16 protein-coding genes and 1 riboswitch are annotated in these 19153 nt (G+C 59.0%); of the genes, 11 read left to right on the forward strand and 5 right to left on the reverse strand.

The genetic code is table 11. From position 1 onward, the window contains the following. The first annotated feature begins 283 nt into the window (after positions 1–283). A complete protein-coding gene (locus FJU30_RS14375; protein WP_150435669.1) occupies positions 284–718 on the forward strand; it encodes a hypothetical protein in 435 nt (144 codons plus the stop codon). Positions 719–761: 43 nt separating this feature from the next. Here the strand turns inward: FJU30_RS14375 and FJU30_RS14380 are convergent, their stop codons facing one another. Further along, positions 762–1787, reverse strand: a complete 1026-nt coding sequence (locus FJU30_RS14380) for a LacI family DNA-binding transcriptional regulator (RefSeq protein WP_150435670.1) — start codon at positions 1785–1787, stop codon at positions 762–764. Positions 1788–2119: 332 nt separating this feature from the next. Between FJU30_RS14380 and FJU30_RS14385 the strand changes: the two genes are divergently transcribed. The 6 genes from FJU30_RS14385 (at position 2120) to FJU30_RS14410 (ending at position 9120) form a co-directional block, all read left to right on the forward strand. Next, a complete protein-coding gene (locus FJU30_RS14385; protein WP_150435671.1) occupies positions 2120–3793 on the forward strand; it encodes an ABC transporter substrate-binding protein in 1674 nt (557 codons plus the stop codon). Between the two features lie 246 nt (positions 3794–4039). Further along, positions 4040–4993, forward strand: a complete 954-nt coding sequence (locus FJU30_RS14390; RefSeq protein WP_150435672.1) for an ABC transporter permease — start codon at positions 4040–4042, stop codon at positions 4991–4993. Between the two features lie 2 nt (positions 4994–4995). Further along, the gene (locus tag FJU30_RS14395; RefSeq protein ID WP_223881593.1) at positions 4996–5892 is read left to right on the forward strand and encodes an ABC transporter permease; all 897 of its coding nucleotides are present in this window, start codon (positions 4996–4998) and stop codon (positions 5890–5892) included. A gap of 3 nt (positions 5893–5895) precedes the next feature. After that, the gene (locus tag FJU30_RS14400) at positions 5896–6933 is read left to right on the forward strand and encodes an ABC transporter ATP-binding protein (RefSeq protein WP_150435673.1); all 1038 of its coding nucleotides are present in this window, start codon (positions 5896–5898) and stop codon (positions 6931–6933) included. Then, positions 6934–7932, forward strand: a complete 999-nt coding sequence (locus FJU30_RS14405) for an ABC transporter ATP-binding protein (protein ID WP_150435674.1) — start codon at positions 6934–6936, stop codon at positions 7930–7932. A gap of 15 nt (positions 7933–7947) precedes the next feature. Further along, positions 7948–9120 carry an amidase gene (locus FJU30_RS14410; RefSeq protein ID WP_150435675.1) on the forward strand — a complete coding sequence of 391 codons (1173 nt, stop codon included), beginning with the start codon at positions 7948–7950 and terminating at the stop codon, positions 9118–9120. A 60-nt stretch (positions 9121–9180) separates the two neighbouring features. Here the strand turns inward: FJU30_RS14410 and lysA are convergent, their stop codons facing one another. Beyond that, entirely contained in the window at positions 9181–10578 is a 1398-nt protein-coding gene (gene lysA, locus FJU30_RS14415) for a diaminopimelate decarboxylase (RefSeq protein ID WP_150435676.1), read from the reverse strand. A gap of 151 nt (positions 10579–10729) precedes the next feature. After that, the gene (locus FJU30_RS14420) at positions 10730–11506 is read right to left on the reverse strand and encodes a transporter substrate-binding domain-containing protein (protein WP_150435677.1); all 777 of its coding nucleotides are present in this window, start codon (positions 11504–11506) and stop codon (positions 10730–10732) included. Between the two features lie 1232 nt (positions 11507–12738). Between FJU30_RS14420 and FJU30_RS14425 the strand changes: the two genes are divergently transcribed. From FJU30_RS14425 to thiD, 3 genes are all read left to right on the forward strand, one after another. Then, positions 12739–13290: a hypothetical protein gene (locus FJU30_RS14425; RefSeq protein WP_150435678.1), complete on the forward strand. Its 552-nt coding sequence runs from the start codon at positions 12739–12741 to the stop codon at positions 13288–13290. Between the two features lie 206 nt (positions 13291–13496). Further along, positions 13497–13595: riboswitch (TPP riboswitch) on the forward strand. Between the two features lie 37 nt (positions 13596–13632). Then, positions 13633–14427: a hydroxyethylthiazole kinase gene (gene thiM, locus FJU30_RS14430; protein ID WP_150435679.1), complete on the forward strand. Its 795-nt coding sequence runs from the start codon at positions 13633–13635 to the stop codon at positions 14425–14427. Further along, positions 14424–15227 (forward strand): bifunctional hydroxymethylpyrimidine kinase/phosphomethylpyrimidine kinase, encoded by an 804-nt coding sequence (thiD, locus tag FJU30_RS14435; RefSeq protein WP_150435680.1) that lies wholly within the window; start codon positions 14424–14426, stop codon positions 15225–15227. The genes thiM and thiD overlap by 4 nt, the downstream gene beginning before the upstream one ends. Positions 15228–15424: 197 nt before the next feature. Here the strand turns inward: thiD and fbaB are convergent, their stop codons facing one another. After that, the gene (gene fbaB / locus FJU30_RS14440) at positions 15425–16474 is read right to left on the reverse strand and encodes a class I fructose-bisphosphate aldolase (protein ID WP_150435681.1); all 1050 of its coding nucleotides are present in this window, start codon (positions 16472–16474) and stop codon (positions 15425–15427) included. A 717-nt stretch (positions 16475–17191) separates the two neighbouring features. Between fbaB and psiE the strand changes: the two genes are divergently transcribed. Next, positions 17192–17599 (forward strand): phosphate-starvation-inducible protein PsiE, encoded by a 408-nt coding sequence (gene psiE, locus FJU30_RS14445; RefSeq protein WP_150435682.1) that lies wholly within the window; start codon positions 17192–17194, stop codon positions 17597–17599. Positions 17600–17661: 62 nt separating this feature from the next. On the opposite strand, the gene FJU30_RS14450 is transcribed toward psiE, so the two are convergent. Then, entirely contained in the window at positions 17662–19140 is a 1479-nt protein-coding gene (locus FJU30_RS14450) for a mannitol dehydrogenase family protein (protein WP_150435683.1), read from the reverse strand. Positions 19141–19153: the final 13 nt, after the last annotated feature.

A 19153-nucleotide genomic window follows, 5' to 3' on the forward strand; every position in this document is an offset into this window, starting at 1 on the left:
GCCCGGAAAAGGCCGTACCTGGGGGCGCTTTGTATACTGCCGATGACAGCGCGATTGCGCTGCCTGCGCCGGCCTCCTGCAGCCATGCCGGAGGCCGGTACGCATCCGATGCGGTTCGCTTTTTCTCTGCGTCTCATTTCCGTTACGTCTGTTTTTCCATGAAGTGAATTGAGACAGCAGAACTATAGAGGTGATTTATTTACTTTTTCTTACACAGAGATGACGTTATTTTCACAGTTAAATTTCATGTAAGATTTCACCAGGAAAAACAGGGAGGGATGTTGTGGGGATTGTTTACAAGATCATCAAGTATATTTTGCTGTTGCTGGCGTCAATGTTCATTCTGGTGATGCTTTTCTGCTACCTGGTCGCTTCGGGCGTTGGCGAAACGGAGGTCTACCAGCAGAGTGATTTCTTCAGTTACCACTTTCTGACGGATGAAGAGATTGGCGGCGCGCCGCGCATTTCCGACAACTACTTTTTTGAGTATCACAATGGGGATGGCTATCCCTCATCGAATACCATTGTCTTCAGGCAGTCAGCGTCGTTAACGCCGCTGCGCGAGTACCTGACAACACTGGGCTATCGGTACGAACCGGCGCGCTCTGGCCGCGATAGCGGCGAGGTATGGTTACGGCCCGATGCGCCGGGCGATATGTTTTCCTTATGGTACAACCGTCAAGAGAACGAGGTGACGCTCTGTAAAACTTTCGGTTAGCGAGAACCAGCAACGGCGGTCCGGGAATGCGGGCAGGGCAAGACTAACGCGGCGCGCACAGGCTGCTGGCCCGAACCGTCATCACCGCGGGAAAGCGATATGACTCCACGCTTTCGCCGGCGATGCGCCGGAGCAGGGTTTCAACGGCCAGATAGCCCTGTTCATACATTGAGGTGCTGATGCTGGTCAGCGGAATCTGTAAATGGGCGGCCAGCGGGGTGTCGTTATAGCCGACTACCGCGATGTCCCGTCCCGGCGTCAGCCCGCGATTGCGCATGGCGCCGAACAGCCCGATGGCCAGAAAGTCATTGACGGCGAAGATGGCGGTAGGGCGCTCGGGTTGCGCCAGCAGCCGCTCTCCGATAGCGAAACCGGCCGCTGCGTCGAACGGACCATGAATAATGCCGGCGGCGGGAATGTCGATGCCCTGCTCGCGGTAGTACTCCACGAAATGACGTACGCGTTCAAGGGCGTTGCCGCTGTGGGCCTGACCGGCGATGATGCCGACTCGTCGGTGTCCCTGTTCAAAGAGATGGCGCGCCGCCATGCGCCCGCCTTCGCCGTCGTTCGAGGTTACGGAGCAGAGTTCGCCTTTCCGGCGGCTGACCAGCACCAGCGGAATACGCCGTTTTTCCAGCTCGCCGATGAAATCCTCGTCGGCGGTGCAATGCGCGTCGCTGATGATCAGGCCTTCGACATTGCGCGCGAGCGCCTTTTCGGCCAGTTGACGCTGACGTTCGGGCCGGTCGAGCGTATTGGCGACAAAGGCAGTGTAGCCGTAATTGCAGGCCGCGGCGTCGATGCCTTCATAAATACTGGCCAGCACGATATCGGACAGTTGCGGCACCAGCACGGCGATCTCGCGGCTATGGCGGGTTTTCAGGCTGATGGCGTGCGGATTGGGCTGATAGCCGAGGTGGTCGGCCAGATCGCGGATACGTTCGATGGTCTCTTTAGACGCCACCGTGGCGACCCGCGCGATATCGCCATTCAGCACGCGCGACACGGTAGAAACATGAACATTCAGCTGTTCGGCGATACTGCGCAATGTGGCGGGACGTTTGCTCATTGGATGACCCTTTCAAAGTGACGTCATGCCCCAACGATAAAGGCACAGTGATATTTTCATCACAAAATTATCGGCAAAGGAACACATTAATGATGGGGGCTGCCGACTGCTCCAGATTGGGGAAGGCTGCCCTATTATATTGCACTGCGGGTTTTTATCGTTTACCCAAACGTTTGGGTATAAATTTAACCGTATTTTTTACAAAAGTAATCTGTTGATAAAGAATAAAATTTCTACTTTGTAGAGGGGACAGCACTATTGCCCACAAAGTTGGTACGTTCATTGCGTTGGTGATAACAAACGACTCCGCCAACCTATAGGGAACTGCCAACATGTTATCTAAAACTAACCGACATTCTCCTCGTTTTGCCCGTCTGGCTTTGGCCTGCGCGCTGGCCGTCGGCGCAGGGGCGCCGTTTTTCGCTTCCGCCGCCGGTACTCTGAGTATCGCGATGACCGCCGCCGATATTCCCCTGACCTTAGGCCAGCCGGATCAGGGCTATGAGGGCAACCGTTTTACCGGCATTACCCTGTATGATTCGCTGGTGCTGTGGGATCTGTCCCAGGGTGAGAAGCCCAGCGAATTGGTTCCCGGGTTGGCGACCGAATGGCACGTGGAACCGCAGGATCATACTAAATGGGTTTTCAAACTGCGCCCCGGAGTGAAGTTTCATGACGGCTCGCCGTTCAACGCCGATGCGGTGGTGTGGAACGTCGACAAGGTGCTGAACAAGCAGGCGCCGCAATATGCGCCGGCGCAGATCGGCAACACGGCGTCCCGTATGCCGACGCTGCGGTCCGCGCGCAAGATTGACGATATGACCGTCGAGCTGACCACCAGCGAGCCGGATTCCATTCTGCCGTTTAATTTGACCAACCTGTTTATCGTCTCCCCCGCGGCCTGGCAGAAAGACTTCGACGCGGTGCCGGCCTCGGTGAAGGATCCGGCGGAGCGCGCGAAACAGGCCTGGTCGGCGTTTGCGTTTCACGCCGTCGGCACGGGGCCGTTCAAAATGAATAAGCTGGTGCCGCGCCAGCAACTGATGCTGGATAAAAACCCCGACTATTGGAACCCGAAACGGGTGCCGAAAGTGGATCACGTCATGCTGATCCCGCTGCCGGAAGCCAATGCGCGCACCGCCGCTTTACTGTCCGGGCAGGTGGACTGGATCGAAGCGCCCGCGCCCGACGCAATGGCGCAGATTCAGAGTCGGGGATTTAAGATTTATGCCAATGCCCAGCCGCATATTTGGCCGTGGCAGTTCTCTTTCGTGCCCGGATCTCCCTGGCTGGACAAACGCGTGCGCCAGGCGGCCAACCTGTGCCTGAACCGCAGCGAACTGAAGTCCTACCTGGGCGGCTATATGCAGGAGGCCACCGGCACGTATGAAAAAGATTCGGTGTGGTATGGCAACCCCGACTTTAAGATCCGCTATGACGAAGAAGCGGCGCGCAAAATGATGAGCGAAGCCGGCTTCAGCGCCGCGAAACCGGTCAAAGTGAAAGTGCTGACTTCCGCATCCGGCTCCGGCCAGATGCAGCCGCTGCCGATGAATGAATATATTCAGCAGAGCCTGAAGAAATGCTACTTCGATGTGAACATCGTGGTAATGGAGTGGAATACTCTGTTCAGCAGCTGGCGTCTGGGCGCGAAAGATCCTTCCGCGCAGGGCGCCGATGCGATTAACGTCAGCGCCGCGGTGATGGATCCCTTCTTCGGCATGATGCGTTTCGCCAGCGAAAAAACCTTTCCGCCGGTCTCCACCAACTGGGGCTATTTCACCACGCCGAAGATTGAGGAATTGATCAGCAAGGCGCGCAACACGTTTGAACCCAAAGCGCTGGATGCCGCCACCGCCGAATTGCATAAGGAAATGGTCGACGAAACGCCGTTCTTGTATGTCGCGCATGATATGGCGCCGCGCGCGATTTCGCCCGCGGTCACCGGCGTTGTTCAGGCGCAGAGCTGGATGATCGATCTCACCTCGGTGGCAAAAGGAAACTGAGCGGCGGCGTCTCTGCGCCACGTTTCTCGCGGCGGGCGGCGCGCGATGTTAGCTGCGTCGCCCGGCCTTTCGACCGGAAAGCCGTCTGAAATCCGTTGGTCATGAATTCATGCCGGCCGGGCCGCCGGCGCGGCGTCTGGAGGCCATGAACCGACGGTAACGCCGGCGCTGGCGCATGCGCCGACCCGAACGGTTTCAGACCGGGCGATAGACCGCGATTTTCTTCTCAGCTGTGCGAGGTTTGTCATGCTTACTTATATTATCCGCCGCCTGCTGCTGGCGACGCCGATTCTGCTCGGGGTCGCGCTGGTTTGTTTCATGCTGGTGCACATGACGCCGGGCGATCCGTTGGTGTCCGTGATGCCGCCGGACGCGTCCGAAGCGTTGCGCCAGCAGTTGATCCAGGCCTATGGCTTCGATAAGCCGTTGCCGGTGCAGTTCGGCCTTTGGCTGTGGCACGCCGTGCAGGGCGACCTGGGCGTGTCCATCGCCAGCGGCCGGCCGGTCAGCAGCGAGGTGATGAATGCCGTGAACTACTCGCTGCGTCTCGCCCTGCTGGCGTCGTTCATCGGTTTTGTGCTGGGCAGCCTGTTTGGTTTTGTCGCGGGCTATTTTCAGGATAGCTGGATTGACCGCATCGCCTCCGCCTTTTCCATCTTTGGCGTCAGCGTGCCGCATTACTGGCTGGGTATGCTGTTGGTGATCATCTTTTCTTCCCAGCTTAACTGGTTGCCCGCCACCGGCGGCGGCCCGATGGGGGCGATGGATTGGGCCTGGGACTGGGAGCATCTGAAATTCATGTTATTGCCGGCCATTACGCTGTCCGTGATCCCAACCGGCATTATCGCGCGCACCGTGCGCGTGCAGGTGGCGGAAACCCTGGCGCAGGAGTTTATTGTCGGTCTGCGCGCGAAGGGCATCAGCGAGTTCGCGTTATTTACCCACGTTGCGAAGAACGCGGCCCCCACCGCGCTGGCGGTGATGGGATTGCAGATCGGTTATCTGATGGGCGGCTCTATTCTGGTTGAAACCGTCTTTGCCTGGCCGGGCACCGGGCTGCTGCTTAACTCGGCGATTTTTCAGCGCGATTTGCCCCTGTTGCAGGGCACGATCTGGGTGCTGGCGCTGTTTTTTGTCCTGCTTAATTTGCTGGTCGATATCCTGCAGACGCTGTTCGATCCGCGCATCAAGAGGGCCTGATTATGAACCTGAATCTTGTTCGTCCGGCCGAGGGGCCGGCGCTGACGCCGACCGAAAGGTCGCCCGGCTACTGGCGCGTCGTGCTGGGACGGGTAATGCGCGATCCTTCCGCGCTGACCGTCGGGCTGGTGATTTTATGCCTGATGATTCTGGCGCTGCTGGGGCCGTGGATCGTGCAGGGCGATCCCTACGCCACCTCGATGTTCAACCGGCTGAAACCCATCGGCACCGACGGCTTCCCGCTCGGGTCCGATGAGCTGGGTCGCGACATGCTGTCGCGGCTGTTGCTCGGCAGCCGGCTGTCGTTGTTTATGGGCATTACCCCGGTGGCGATCGCCTTTGTTATCGGTTCGACGATCGGCATTATCGCCGGTTACGCGGGCGGCTGGCTGAACAGCGTGATTATGCGCACCGTCGATATTTTTTACGCTTTTCCCTCCGTGCTGCTGGCGATCGCGCTGTCCGGCGCGATGGGCGCCGGGGTGGGCAATGCGCTGATTTCCCTGACGCTGGTGTTTGTGCCGCAGGTGGCGCGCATCGCCGAAAGCGTGACGACCCAGGTGCGCAATCGCGATTACATTGAGGCGGCGCGCGCCTCCGGCGCTTCCGCGTTCACCATTATCCGCACTCAGGTGCTGGGCAATGTGCTCGGGCCGATTTTCGTCTTCACCACCGGTCTGATTTCCGTTTCGATGATTTTGGCCTCGGGGCTGTCTTTTCTCGGCCTGGGCGTTACCCCGCCGGAACCGGAGTGGGGGTTGATGCTGAATACGTTGCGCACCGCGATCTATACCCAGCCGTGGGTTTGCGCGCTGCCCGGCGCGATGATTTTCATTACCTCGATCTCTTTTAATATTCTGGCCGATCGTCTGCGGATGGCCATGGCGATACGGAGCTGACTTATGGATAACCACGACATCGGCGGACCGGCTCAGCCGCTGCTTATCGGGCAGAAACTGGTCAAACATTTTCCGGTAAAAGGATTACCGGGAAAACGCGCGCTGGTACGGGCGGTGGACGGTATTGATTTCTCGGTGCTGAAGGGGGAGACCCTGGGCGTGGTGGGCGAGTCGGGCTGCGGAAAATCGACCACCGCCCGCGTGTTGATGCAGTTGATTGAACAAGACAGCGGCGAGCTTATTTTCGACGGGCAGTCCGTCGGCAGCCAGCAGATGTCGCTGCGCCGCTACCGACGTCAGGTGCAAATGGTGTTTCAGGATAGTTATTCTTCGCTCAATCCGCGCCTGACTATGGAGCAATCGGTGGCGTTCGGCCCCCTGGTGCACGGCATCGGCAGGCGGGAGGCGCAGGCCCGTGCGCGGGATCTGATGGCGCGGGTCGGTCTGGAGCCGGCGCGTTTTGCCGGCCGTTACGCCCATGAGCTATCCGGCGGCCAACGTCAGCGAGTCAATATCGCCCGCGCGCTGGCCGTCGATCCGCGTTTGGTGATCCTGGACGAGGCGGTCTCCGCGCTGGATAAATCCGTTGAGGCCCAGGTGATCAACCTGCTGCTGGATCTGAAGGATAGTCTGAACCTGACCTATGTATTTATCAGCCACGACCTGCACGTAGTGCGTTATCTCTCCGATCGCATCATGGTGATGTATCTGGGCGAGGTCGTCGAGATCGGGCCGGCTGAGGCGCTGTTTTCCGGAGCGCTGCATCCTTATACCCGCGCGTTGCTTAGTTCGATGCCGTCCATGGACCCCACGCAACGTACGCTGCGTTCTCCGTTGAGCGGCGATCCGCCCAGCCCGATCGATCCACCCGCCGGCTGTCGTTTTCATACGCGCTGCCCGCATGCGGAGCCGGTATGCGGGCAGCGCAAACCGCGTCTGTACGCCACGGCGCATCGGCATGCCGCCGCCTGCCTGATGACCGAACCGGGCGCCGGGCATTCGCACAGTCCCGCCGATATTATCCTTGTTAAGGAGGCTTGAATGGCAGAGCAACCGATGATTGAGGTTCGCGATCTTAAGGTGCGTTTTCGCCGCGGCAAGCAGATCGTCTCGGCGGTGAACGGCGTGAATTTGACGGTAGCGCGCGGCGAGGTGCTGGCGTTGATCGGCGAGTCCGGCTCGGGAAAAAGCGTCACCCTGCGGGCGTTGATGCGGCTGCACCCCGAACGCAGCACCACGATTGAAGGGCAGATTCATATCGACGGTCAGGACGTGATGGCGCTGTCGAACAGTCAGCTGCGCGCCCTGCGCGGCCCGGTGGCGGCGATGATCTTTCAGGAACCGCTGCTGGCGATGGATCCGGTTTATACCGTCGGCGCGCAGATTATCGAAGCGCTGCGCCAGCATCGTCCGTTATCTCATGCCGAGGCGCGCCAGGCGGCGCTGGAGTCGCTGCGCCGCGTGCGAATCCCCAGCCCCGAACAGCGGCTCGACGCCTATCCGCATGAGATGTCCGGCGGGATGCGCCAGCGCGCGATGATTGCGCTGGCGTTGTCCTGTCAGCCGCAGTTGCTGCTGGCCGATGAACCGACCACCGCGCTGGATGCGACGGTACAGATCCAGATACTGATCCTGCTGCGCGAGCTGCAACAGGATCTCGGGCTGTCAATCGTCTTCGTTACGCACGATATCGGCGCGGCGGTCGAAGTGGCCGACCGGGTGGCGGTGATGTACGGCGGGCGCATCGTCGAGCAGGCGCCGCTGCAGGAACTGTTGGATAATCCGCGCCATCCTTACACCCAGGTACTGCTGAGCACCCGGCCGAAAGGCGGGCTGACCAAAGGGGAAAGGCTGGTCAGCATTCCCGGTTCACCGCCGGACCTGACCCGCCTGCCTGACGGCTGCGCTTTTTCTCCCCGTTGTCCGCGCGCCAGCGATGTGTGCCGCAGCCAGCTGCCGGCGTCGCAGAATGTGGCCGACGGGCATCAGATTCGTTGTCACCACTGGATGGCCGATCGCCTTAGCGATCCGGTGTCATGAAGGTAAGGAATAATCATGCAGGATAATGCTTTCGCTTTTATGCCCTATCCGCCGGCGGCGGTTGAACACGCGCCGCGCGGTCCGCTGGCCGGTTTTACTTTCGGGGTAAAAGATTTGTTCGACATCGTCGGTTACCCGACCGGCGGCGGCAACCCTCATGTGCTCGCCATGTCGGGGATAAAACAGCATACGGCGCCGACGGTGCAGCGCCTGCTGGACGCCGGTGCGGCGCTGGCGGGAAAGACCCACACCAATGAGATGGCGTTTTCCATGAGCGGTAAAAATATGCATTACGGCACTCCGCGCAACGGCGCGGCGCCCGATCGCATTCCCGGCGGATCGTCATCGGGTTCGGCGTCGGCGGTGTCTAACCGTTTGTGCGATTTCGCTCTCGGGACGGATACCGGCGGTTCGGTGCGCACGCCGGCAAGTTATTGCGGTCTGTACGGATTGCGCCCCAGCCACGGACGAATTTCGCTGCAGGACTGCCAGCCGCTGTGTCCGAGTATGGATACGGCGGGCTATTTTACCCGCGACGCGGCCTTGTTCGCTCAGGTCGGCGAATGCCTGTTGGGCGAAGACGACGCGCCGTTGCCCGCCCGGCCGGAATGGGCGATCTGCGACGCGCTGTTCGCTTTGCTGCCCGCGGCCTCGCAGGCGGCGTTGTTGCCGGCGCTGCAACAGATTACGGCCGTCGCCGGCGATCTGCGGTCGCTGTCCGCGCCGCTCCCTTCGCTGGAAGAGGCCTACTGGGCCTTCCGTTTTATTCAGGGTCGCGAGGCCTGGCTGGCGCAGGGGGAGAACATTCGGCGCCATGGGTTTGTGCTGGGGCCGGACGTCGCCGGGCGTTTCGCCTGGAGCGAACGGGTGACCGACGAGCAGTATTTCAGCAGTTGCGCGGTGCGCGAACGATTTAGCGCCGCGTGGCGGGCGCTGGCGGGCAATCGTATCCTGGTGTTGCCCACGGTGCCGGATATTGCGCCGTTGTTGAACGCCAATGACGCCGATATCGAAGAGACGCGCCGGTTATCTCATCACCTGTTGGCGATCGCCGTGCTGTGCGGCGTGCCGCAGATTAATCTGCCGCTGGCGCAAAAAGAGGGGGCGCCGCTCGGCATTTCGCTGATTGGGCCGCGCGGCAGCGATCTGAGTCTGGTCAGAATCGCCGCGCGCATCGCTGCCGGCTGAATAGCGCGATTGATTGATGCCGCAGGGCGGCGGTTATCCTGCCGCCGCCCTGCCGCGCGCTTAGTAAATATCGTAGCTGAGCAAATCCTCATAGCTGTCTTCCCGGCGGATCAATCGTTCATCTCCCTGTTGATCGATCATCACTACCGCCGTACGCGGGCGGTTGTTATACACCGTCTGGCTTTCGATGCTGTAGGCGCCGGTATCGAGGAAGGCGGCGATATCGCCGATTTGCGTGTCGTGCGGCAATAGAAAATCTTCCTCTTTCACGCCGATATGGAAGTAATCTCCGCCGTCGCATAGCGGGCCGGCCAGTTTGACGTAACGCTCGTGTCGTTCATTGATGCGCGAGGCGTTATAGACATAATAGAACCAGTTAAAATGCTGGCTGTCGGGCAGAATGCTGTAGCCGGCGTCGACGAACTTCCATTCGACGCGGCGTTCGACATTGCCGTCGACGTCATAGTGGGTCTTCTGTTTTTCACAACAGATCTCGGCCAGTAAAACCGCCGCGGAACCGACTACTTTACGCCCCGGCTCAATACAGATTTGGATATCCGCGCGCCATTTATGCACTTCGCTCACCACGGCGTCGGCAAAATCCTGGGCGGTAATGCCGGCGTACATGTTGTCTTGCAGCGGGTCGCCATTCTCTTCATCGTACTTGTAAGGCACCGGAATGCCGCCGCCGACGTTGATGACCTCAAAGCGGATGCCCAGCACTTGCTCCAGACGGCGGGCCTCATCCACTAATACGCGGGTGGCTTTGGCGAAGGGCTCCACTTCTGGCACCTGATCGCCGACGTGCATATGCAGGCCGCGCAGCCGGACCCAGGGCATGGCCAGAACGCGGCGGCAGGCGTCTTCCGCCTGCTCCAGGTCCAGACCGGATTTGGCGTGGAACGCGGTAACCAATTCGGGGTGAGTGGCCGACGGCACATTGGGCTCAAGGCGAATACAAACGTTGGCCGTTTTCTGCAGCCGGCGCGAAATGGCGTCAATTTGCTCCAGTTCGTACAGGCTATCGATATTGATCAGATACAGCTCGTGTTCGATCGCGAATTCCAGCTCCTGCGGTTTTTTAACGACGCCGTTATAGACGATCTGATCGCCGCTAAAACCGGCCTGCAGGCACTTGCGTATTTCATAGACCGAGTTGGCTTCGGCGCAGATACCCGTCTGGCGCACGCTCTGCAATATGCTCATGACGGAGCAGGCTTTAGAGGCGAAACATATTTTTGTATCGGCATGGGAAATAAAGGCCTGCTGAATTTCCCGGATATTGGCGATGATCTCCTGTTCGGAAAATACGTAGAGCGGCGTACCGTACTTTTTCGCCAGCGCCTCAACGTCGGCGCCGGCAAAACAGAGTTTTCCCGCGCGGGCGCCGAAACGTCTGTCCTGGGCAATAATCTTCTCACGTACCTGGTTATAGGCGGTTATCGTTTGCTCCGACATAAATTCCTCTGTTGATGATCGCAAGGCATACGTTTTGCCTGTTCAGACAAGCGATATCGCCGATTTATCCATTGAGCCTCGGCGAACCCGGCTTATCGCATGTGATGCCGGGATAAACCGCTGCCGCGCGCTCAGCGCGCAAGGATTAATTTTAGCGGGCGGTGATATCGCGGGCGAAATAGCGTTTCGATAGTGTTTCCAGCGTTCCGTCCGCTTTCATGCCGTCCAGCGCCTGATTGACCTGCAGCAGCAGCGCGTCGTCTTTTTTACGCATACCGATGCCGGTGCCTTGTCCCAGCGTCACCGGGTCGGTCACCGGATCGCCGGCGAAGCCGAAGTCGCGTCCCTGAGGCTGGTTGAGAAAAGCATCCTGGGCCGACTGGGTCTCCTGCAGCGCGGCATCGAGACGCCCGACGTATAAATCCATAAAGATCTGGTCTTGCTCCGGATAGGCAACCACGTTGACGCCTGACTTAGCCCAGTGTTGCAGCGCGAAATCGGCCTGCGACGAGCCCTGTAACACGCCAACGCTTTTGCCCTTCAGGCTTTGCGCCGTCGGCTGCAGGCCGGCGTCTTTTCTGGCGACCATCTGAATCGGCACCACGTAGATCGGTTTGGTGAAGGCGATGGACTGCTGGCGTTTTTCGGTAATGTTCATTGAGGAATTGATCAGATCGATTTTATTGGCCTGTAGTGAAGGAATCAGTCCGTCGAAAGCGGTATCGACCCAAATGCAGCGGGCGCTGAGTCGTTTGCACAGTTCATTGCCGATATCGATGTCGAGTCCGGCCAGCGTACCGTCGCTGTTTTTTATCTCAAAAGGCGCGTAGCCGCTATTGGTGCCGATCTTCAGAGTCTGCTGCTGCGCGGCGCCGACCAGGCCGCTACAGGCGAGCAGGCTTGCCAGTAATGTGATTTTCCAGTTCATTTTTTCACCTTTCATTTCATTAACTCTCGTAAACAGAGCGCCTCATTGACCGGTATTTCGGGCGGGCCGCGGCGACAGTGTTGAAAACGTTGCATGATCTTGTTCTGTTTCGTTACTGGCTCGGCGGCAACGCAAGCAAGAGAGAAAACCTGCGATTTGATGCTGCGCTGATTATGTTTTTTGCCGACAGAAGTAGAGAGCAGTAATCGTGCCATACATGCATAAAATTAATCATTATTTATTTTAGCCAGAAAAAACAACATATTGATTTGAATATTTATGCGTTATTTATGCATTCATATCTTTTGGGCGGCGGAAAGTAACGCAGGTTGCGGGAAAATAAGGTCGGGAGATATTCAGTCGATTTTAAACACAGGCGACATCATCTCAGGCGTGATCGCATTCTCTGCGCCGTTTGCCGAATCGGGCCGTTGCACCAATACGTCACGCCTGGACGTTCGTTAATGGTGCATGGCAATAATAATGTTCAGTTGTGGTGCGTTTGTGCTATTGCGGCGAGGTTTTGCCGCGGGACGAAAATCGTCACCGATATCGCCCGTTCTGACGTCGTCCTCCGCCGCTGACGGCGAGGCGATAAAACGGCAGGATATTTTTCATCATGTTTTTCTTTCCATGTATACCCTGCATAGCTTCAGTTGCAGGTGCGTTGGCTTTGTTACTCGTTCCTTCCATGGGGTTCGCTCTTGCCGGACCGCCGCCCGCGGCGTTCAAATATGCTGCCGGCAGATTTGTCGCTCACCCCAGTCAATTACTGCGGTAAGCTGCTGCCGGGGATTAATGCGAGACATTCTGTCTCTCAGCGAAGGTCCGCCATTGGCTGGACAAATTCGTTGCCGACGAATTTGTCGTTGCGTCGCGCCGTCCTGCCCCCCGTGTTATTGGGGCTATGGCTGAGTCACCCCCTGATACAGGGTTAACATCGGACCCTGTTTCTCCGGAGACTAAATCGGCGTTGACAGTTTTAGTCTCACTATAGTAAAACTCCGTCTGCCTTACCCTTGCTATACATCAGGTTACGTTTGCCGTCGCCTGGCCGCCAGCAGACTTCAGTCATCATCGTCATTCCAGATAATTCTATGTGCAGGATAAAACATTATCGTTTTGTACAATCCTGGGCGTTGGTCCCTGATGAACGAGGTCCGGGAATGGGGAAGGCAACAACGCCGGCGCGCCGGCGGCTTGAAGTATGACATGTATAGGGATATTCAGTTATGTTTAGATACCGACCCGCTAAGTTTTTGATGGCCATAGGTTTATGCCTGTCCCTGACGGGCTGTGCCGAAATGCTTTGGGGCGTTATATGTGTCGGCGGGATAATCATTAACCCTTCTAATAAATATCCCACGACTGAATTTCCTGATGCGACCGTGTCTCAACCTTACAGTGAGCTGGTGGAGTTGGGACAGTTTTATGGATTCGAACATTATTCTTATGACAAGGAGCGTGTCCCGCCGGGATTTTCGCTTACTCTGCTAGTCAAGAATAAGAACGACGAATGGCTCGACCTGAATGAGGCATATCGAAGGGTGAAAGATGAAAAAGAAATAAAAAACGCGGCGCAGAATAAACAGTATCAGAGGGAGGAAAGAGTGAAACTCCCCGATGATGAAGAATATAAACTCTGGGTTAAACTCTCGGGTATAGCGACAACGTCGGGAAAATATAAAATCAATATAATCTATCCCTCCCAACCGTCCATGTGCGGTATGAGTGATAATATTTATCCGCTACGCCTGAAAGTGGTTAAGCCGGCCAGTGAATAGCGAACGCGCGGAATAGGTCAGCGCGGCAACCGGGCGTGATGAGGCGCCGCGTCCGTGAATCCGCCCGCGCGCAGGCGCCGCTTTTATCGCCAATATCCGCTGCCGCCGCCCGGCGGCGACAAAAGAGATTGTGGTTCTTTTTTTTGTTGGCGATACTTGTACAACGCCCTCTGGCGGCGTCTGCCGCCAGAGGGCAACATCATTGTTATGACGACTCGGGGTGCCTGCGCATAAGCGTGGGCTGAGATATACCCGTATTACCTGAACTGGATAATGCCAGCGTAGGGAAGTCCACGGTATCCCAACCGGTTACCGCCTTCCTGATTGCCGGTTGGGAGACTTATGAATACTCGACCTGTCAATCTGCCCACTGCCGATGTGGCGGATTCTTTATCTCATTTCCATCAACGCGCGCCGCTGGTGCACTGCCTGACTAATGACGTGGTGCAGTCCTTTACCGCGAATGTTCTTCTGGCGCTGGGCGCCTCTCCCGCCATGGTGATCGCGCCGGAAGAGGCGGCGCAGTTTAGCGCGTTGGCGGATGCGCTGCTGATCAATATCGGTACGCTGGAGGCCGGCCGCGCCGAGGCGATGCTGGCGGCCATTGAGCATGCGCTTCCGGCCGGCACGCCCTGGGTGCTTGACCCGGTTGCGGTGGGCGGCCTGACTTATCGAACCGGGTTTGCCCGTCGACTGCTGACGCTGAGGCCGGCGGCGATCCGCGGCAACGCGTCGGAAATTATGGCGCTCAGCGGCGAGACGTCGCGCGGCCGCGGGGTGGACAGCCGGGACGACTCGCTGGCGGCGTTGCCGGCGGCGCGCGAGCTGGCCCGGCGCAGCGGAGCGATCGTCGCCGTCACCGGCGCGGTGGATTACGTCACTGACGGCGAGCGCGCGTGGGCGGTGCCCGGCGGCGATAGGTTGATGACGCGGGTGGTCGGCACCGGCTGCGCGTTGTCGGCGGTGGTGGCCGCCTTCTGCGCGCTTGACGGCGACCGGCTGCAGCATGTAGCCAGCGCCTGCCGGGTGATGTCGCGCGCCGGTGAACTGGCGGCGCGCCAGGCGGGCGGTCCCGGCAGTTTTATCCCGGCCTTTCTCGATTCGCTATACCAGCAGCGCGCGGAGGAATGGGTATGAAACGCATTAATGCGCTGACTATCGCCGGCACCGATCCGAGCGGCGGGGCCGGCATTCAGGCCGATCTGAAAACGTTTTCCGCGCTGGGCGCTTACGGCGCCAGCGTGATTACCGCGCTGGTGGCGCAAAACACCCGCGGCGTACAGTCGGTGTACCGCATTGAGCCGGACTTCGTCGCCGCGCAGCTGGATTCGGTGCTGAGCGACGTGCGTATCGACAGTGCGAAAATAGGGATGCTGGCCAGCGCGGATATTGTCGCGGCGGTGGCCCAGCGTCTGCGACGCTATGCGGTGCCCTGGGTCGTACTGGATACGGTGATGCTGGCGAAAAGCGGCGACCCGCTGCTGGCGCCGGAGGCGGTGGAGTCGATCCGTCGACTGCTGTTGCCGCAGGTTTCTCTGATTACCCCTAATCTGCCGGAGGCGGCCGCGTTGCTGGACTGCGCGCCGGCGCGCGATGAGCGGCAGATGCTGGAGCAGGGGCAGGCGCTGCTGGCGCTGGGCTGTCGGGCGGTGCTGATGAAAGGCGGCCATCTGAGCGCCGGCGAAAGCCCGGACTGGCTGTTCTGTCCGCACCAGACGCCGCAGCGCTTTACCGCCGCGCGCGTCGCGACCCGACATACCCACGGCACCGGCTGCACGCTTTCCGCCGCGCTGGCGGCCCTGCGGCCGCGTCATGCCGACTGGCCGGCGACGATCGCCGCGGCGAAACATTATCTGCAAAAAGCGCTTGAGCAGGCCGACACGCTGGAAGTGGGGCAGGGGATTGGCCCGGTGCATCATTTCCATGCCTGGTGGTGAACCCACGGGCAAGTAAAGATGAATGCGGCAGCGCGGCGCGCTGCCCTGGTATGGGGAAACGACACGTGGCGACGGTGTGGCGCGCGGCCCGATCGACCTCGCTTACGGCGCGGTGCGTCCGGGGCGGGGATAACGGCGCCGTCCCGCCATGCGGACACGAGGGCGCCAGCGTAAGTATGCCGGAGCATTCCGGCGAATTACGCGATCGTGATACTGTTATCGAGATAGGTATCCTGTACGGCGTTGATCAGCGCCACCCCATCGCGCATGGATTTTTTGAACGCTTTGCGACCGAGGATCAGACCCATACCGCCGGCGCGCTTATTGATTACCGCGGTGCGCACGGATTGCTGCAGGTCGTTATCGCCGGCGGCGCCGCCGGAATTGATTAGCCCGGCGCGCCCCATGTAACAGTTAGCCAACTGGTAACGCACCAGGTCGATAGGATGATCGGTGGTCAGCTTGTCGTAGACGCGATCGTCGGTATAGCCGAATTTGACGGCGCGATAGCCGCCGTTGTTTTCCGCCATTTTCTGCTTCACGATATCGGCGCCGATGGTGGCGGCGATATGGTTGGCCTGGCCGGTGAGATCGGCGCTGGCGTGGTAGTCGACCCCGTCTTTTTTGAACGCCGGGTTGCGCAGATAGGCCCAGAGTACGGTGACCATGCCCAATTCATGCGCGCGTTCGAAGGCGGCGGAGATCTCTTCGATCTGGCGGCGCGACTGCTCTGATCCGAAATAAATGGTGGCGCCTACGGCGACGGCTCCCAGATTGAACGCCTGCTCGACGCTGGCGTATAGCGTCTGATCATACTGGGTCGGGTAGCTCAGGGTTTCGTTGTGGTTGAGTTTGACCAGAAACGGTATTTTGTGCGCATAGCGGCGCGAAACCGCGGCCAGCACGCCGTAGGTGGACGCCACGCAGTTACAGCCCGCCTCGATCGCCAGCTCAACGATGTTTTTCGGATCGAAATAGAGCGGGTTGGCGGCGAAAGAGGCGCCGGCGGAGTGTTCGACGCCCTGATCGACCGGCAAAATCGACAGATAGCCGGTGCCGGCCAGTCGGCCGTGGTTGAACAGCGTCTGCATCGAACGCAGCACGCTGTTGGGGCGATTGTTATCGATCATAACGCGATCGACGAAGTCGGCGCCCGGCAGGTAGAGGTTTTCGACAGGGATAGTGGTACAGCGGTGTTGCAACAGATCTTCCGCTTCCTTACCTAATAACTGTGCAATATCAGTCATGATTAACTCCCGGTTTGGCTTTTCCTTATCGCCGTCTCAGGTGATTGCGCTTGTTATTCCGGGGCTATGGCCACGGCGAACCGGGCGTCTGCTCCAGGATGACAGGTGAAAGATGGTTACGGCGTAATGAAAAAGCGATGATTGAAGCCGTTAAAACAGGATGGATTAAATCCTGACGATCAGAAGAAACAATAGATGCGATTGCCGCTAAATGCCATTTTGCGCGGCAAAATATCGGCGGCGCATCGTTTTGTGGCGGAGTGCGGGTATATCGCAAAGAGAAAAATGAAACAAGCGGGGCGTAGACTGGCGTAAGCTATGGGCGTTGCTGCGCGGGTTCCGACGTATGATATTCATCATCGGTGGCAAAAGGTATTGATGTCATGATAAAAATAGCGTCGGAAGGCTATACTACCGTCCGTTAAAACCTGACGCTGGGCGGCGCGGGAGACGTTCCCGCGCAGGTTTCGCCCTGCGCCGGATCGGCATGCCGCATTGTATGCGGATGGCGCGGCGCCGCAGGTTATGTTTTCCGGTTGTAAGTCCGGAGTCTGAGCTGTCACTGGGTTACATACCTTCAATTATTCGGGATGCAGCGCAACGCATTGTCGTGTTGAACAAGGCGACACGCCGGTTCTCGGCTGAGGGCTGGCTGGCGCCGTCAGCGCGTCTGCAATCTGATGTATGACGGGTATAACTGGAAAAGAGGGAAAGGATATGGCAGGGTCAACGCGCGCCATGATAGTGGCAAAATGTCTGCAAACGATACTGAACATCGGGTTGATGTTGCTGAGCACGATATTGGTGGTGTTTCTGGGGAAGGAGACCTTTCATCTGGCGCAGGTTTTGCTGCACGCCAGTGAACAGGAGTCGTCGTACGAACTGATTGAAGGCATCGTCATCTATTTTCTGTACTTCGAATTTATCGCATTGATTGTGAAATACTTTCAGTCAGGTTATCACTTTCCTCTGCGCTATTTTATCTATATCGGCATCACCGCGATTATTCGACTGATCATTGTTGATCACAAAAGTCCGATTGATACGTTGATTTATTCCGCTTCGATTTTGCTGCTGGTCGTAACGCTATACCTGGCGAACAGCAACCGTCTGAAACGGGAATAACGCCGGCGCGGCTGCTTGTTATCGCCGGTAACCCGGCCGTCATGGCCGGGCAGCGGGGAGCATCAGGCCGATTGCAGCACGGCGGCAAGGGTTTCTCTGGCGCCGTCGGCCAGCAGGCTGAGATAGCTCTGCGTTACGCGCTGTACGAAAGTCGCATTGCGCGGCAGATCGACAGAGAAGATAGCCGTCATCGACAGCAGCGCGGCGACGCGCGTTGCGCCTTCGGCGCTGGCGGCCACCGTCCGCGCCAGTTCTTCCTTCAGCGGATCGCTGATGTCTATTGGTTGACCGCGCTCATCCATACCGCCGACATAACGCATCCAGGCCGCTACGCCCAGCGCCAGCAGCGGGAAATCACGATTGCCGGCCAGATGCCAGCGAATAGGGTCCAGCAGGCGCTGCGGCAGTTTCTGTGAGCCGTCCATGGCGATCTGCCCGGTGCGGTGTTTCAGCGCAGGATTACGATAGCGCGCCAGCAGCGCGTCAGCATAGGCGGCCAAATCGACGCCCGGCGCTTTCAGCGTCGGCGCCTGTTCCTCCCGCATTAAGCGGCGCGCGGCGCGCGCGAAAGCATCATCCCGCATACAGTCGCTGATATGCGGGTAGCCCGCCAGATAGCCAAGATAAGCCAGAAAGGAGTGGCTGCCGTTCAGCATTCTGAGCTTCATTTCTTCATATGGCAGCACGTCGCGCACCAGTTCGGCGCCGGCTAGTTCCCAGGCGGGGCGGCCACTGACGAAGTTGTCCTCAATCACCCACTGACTAAAGGGTTCGCATACGACGCCGGCCGGATCGGCCAGACCGAGCTGCCGCTGCGCCATGGTCTGGGTTTCCGCCGTACTCGCCGGTACAATGTGGTCGACCATAGTGGACGGAAAGGTCACCCGCTGGCGGATCCAGTCTGCCAGCGCGTCGTCCTGCTGCTGCGCCAGCTGCGTAATGACGTTGTGCGTCACGCGGCCGTTGGCCGGCATATTGTCGCATGACATAACGCTGAACGGGGCCAGCCCGCGCTGGCGTCGAAGCCGCAGCGCGGCCACGATAACGCCGGGCAGCGTTCGCGGAGCGTTCGGCCACGCCAGATCGTGCTGAATGTCCGCATGCTGCAGGTCGAGCTGGCCGCTGGCCGGCTGGTGGCAGTAGCCTTTTTCGCTGACCGTGACGGAAACGATGGCGATAGCCGGCCGCGCCATGGCGGCGATTATGGCGTCCGCGCCGTCGGCGCCGGCATAGAATGTCTCGCGCAGCGCGCCGACTACCCGGGTGGCGCAGCCTTGTCCGTCCATCTCGCTCACCGAAAACAGGTGGTCCTGTTGACGAAGATCGCTCACCAGACGTTGGCCGCTGCGCAGATTGGCGGCCGCATAGCCCCAGTCGCTGCCATAGCGTGCGGCCAGCGTATCGGTATAGACCGCCTGGTGCGCGCGGAAAAACGCCCCCAGCCCCAGATGAAACAGGCGGGTGGTTAATGCAGACCGATCGTAGTCCGGGCGGATAATGCCCGCCGGCAGCCGGTTTAATTGTGCGGCTGATAATCTCATTTTTTCCTCCGTC

The organism is Affinibrenneria salicis (assembly GCF_008710095.1).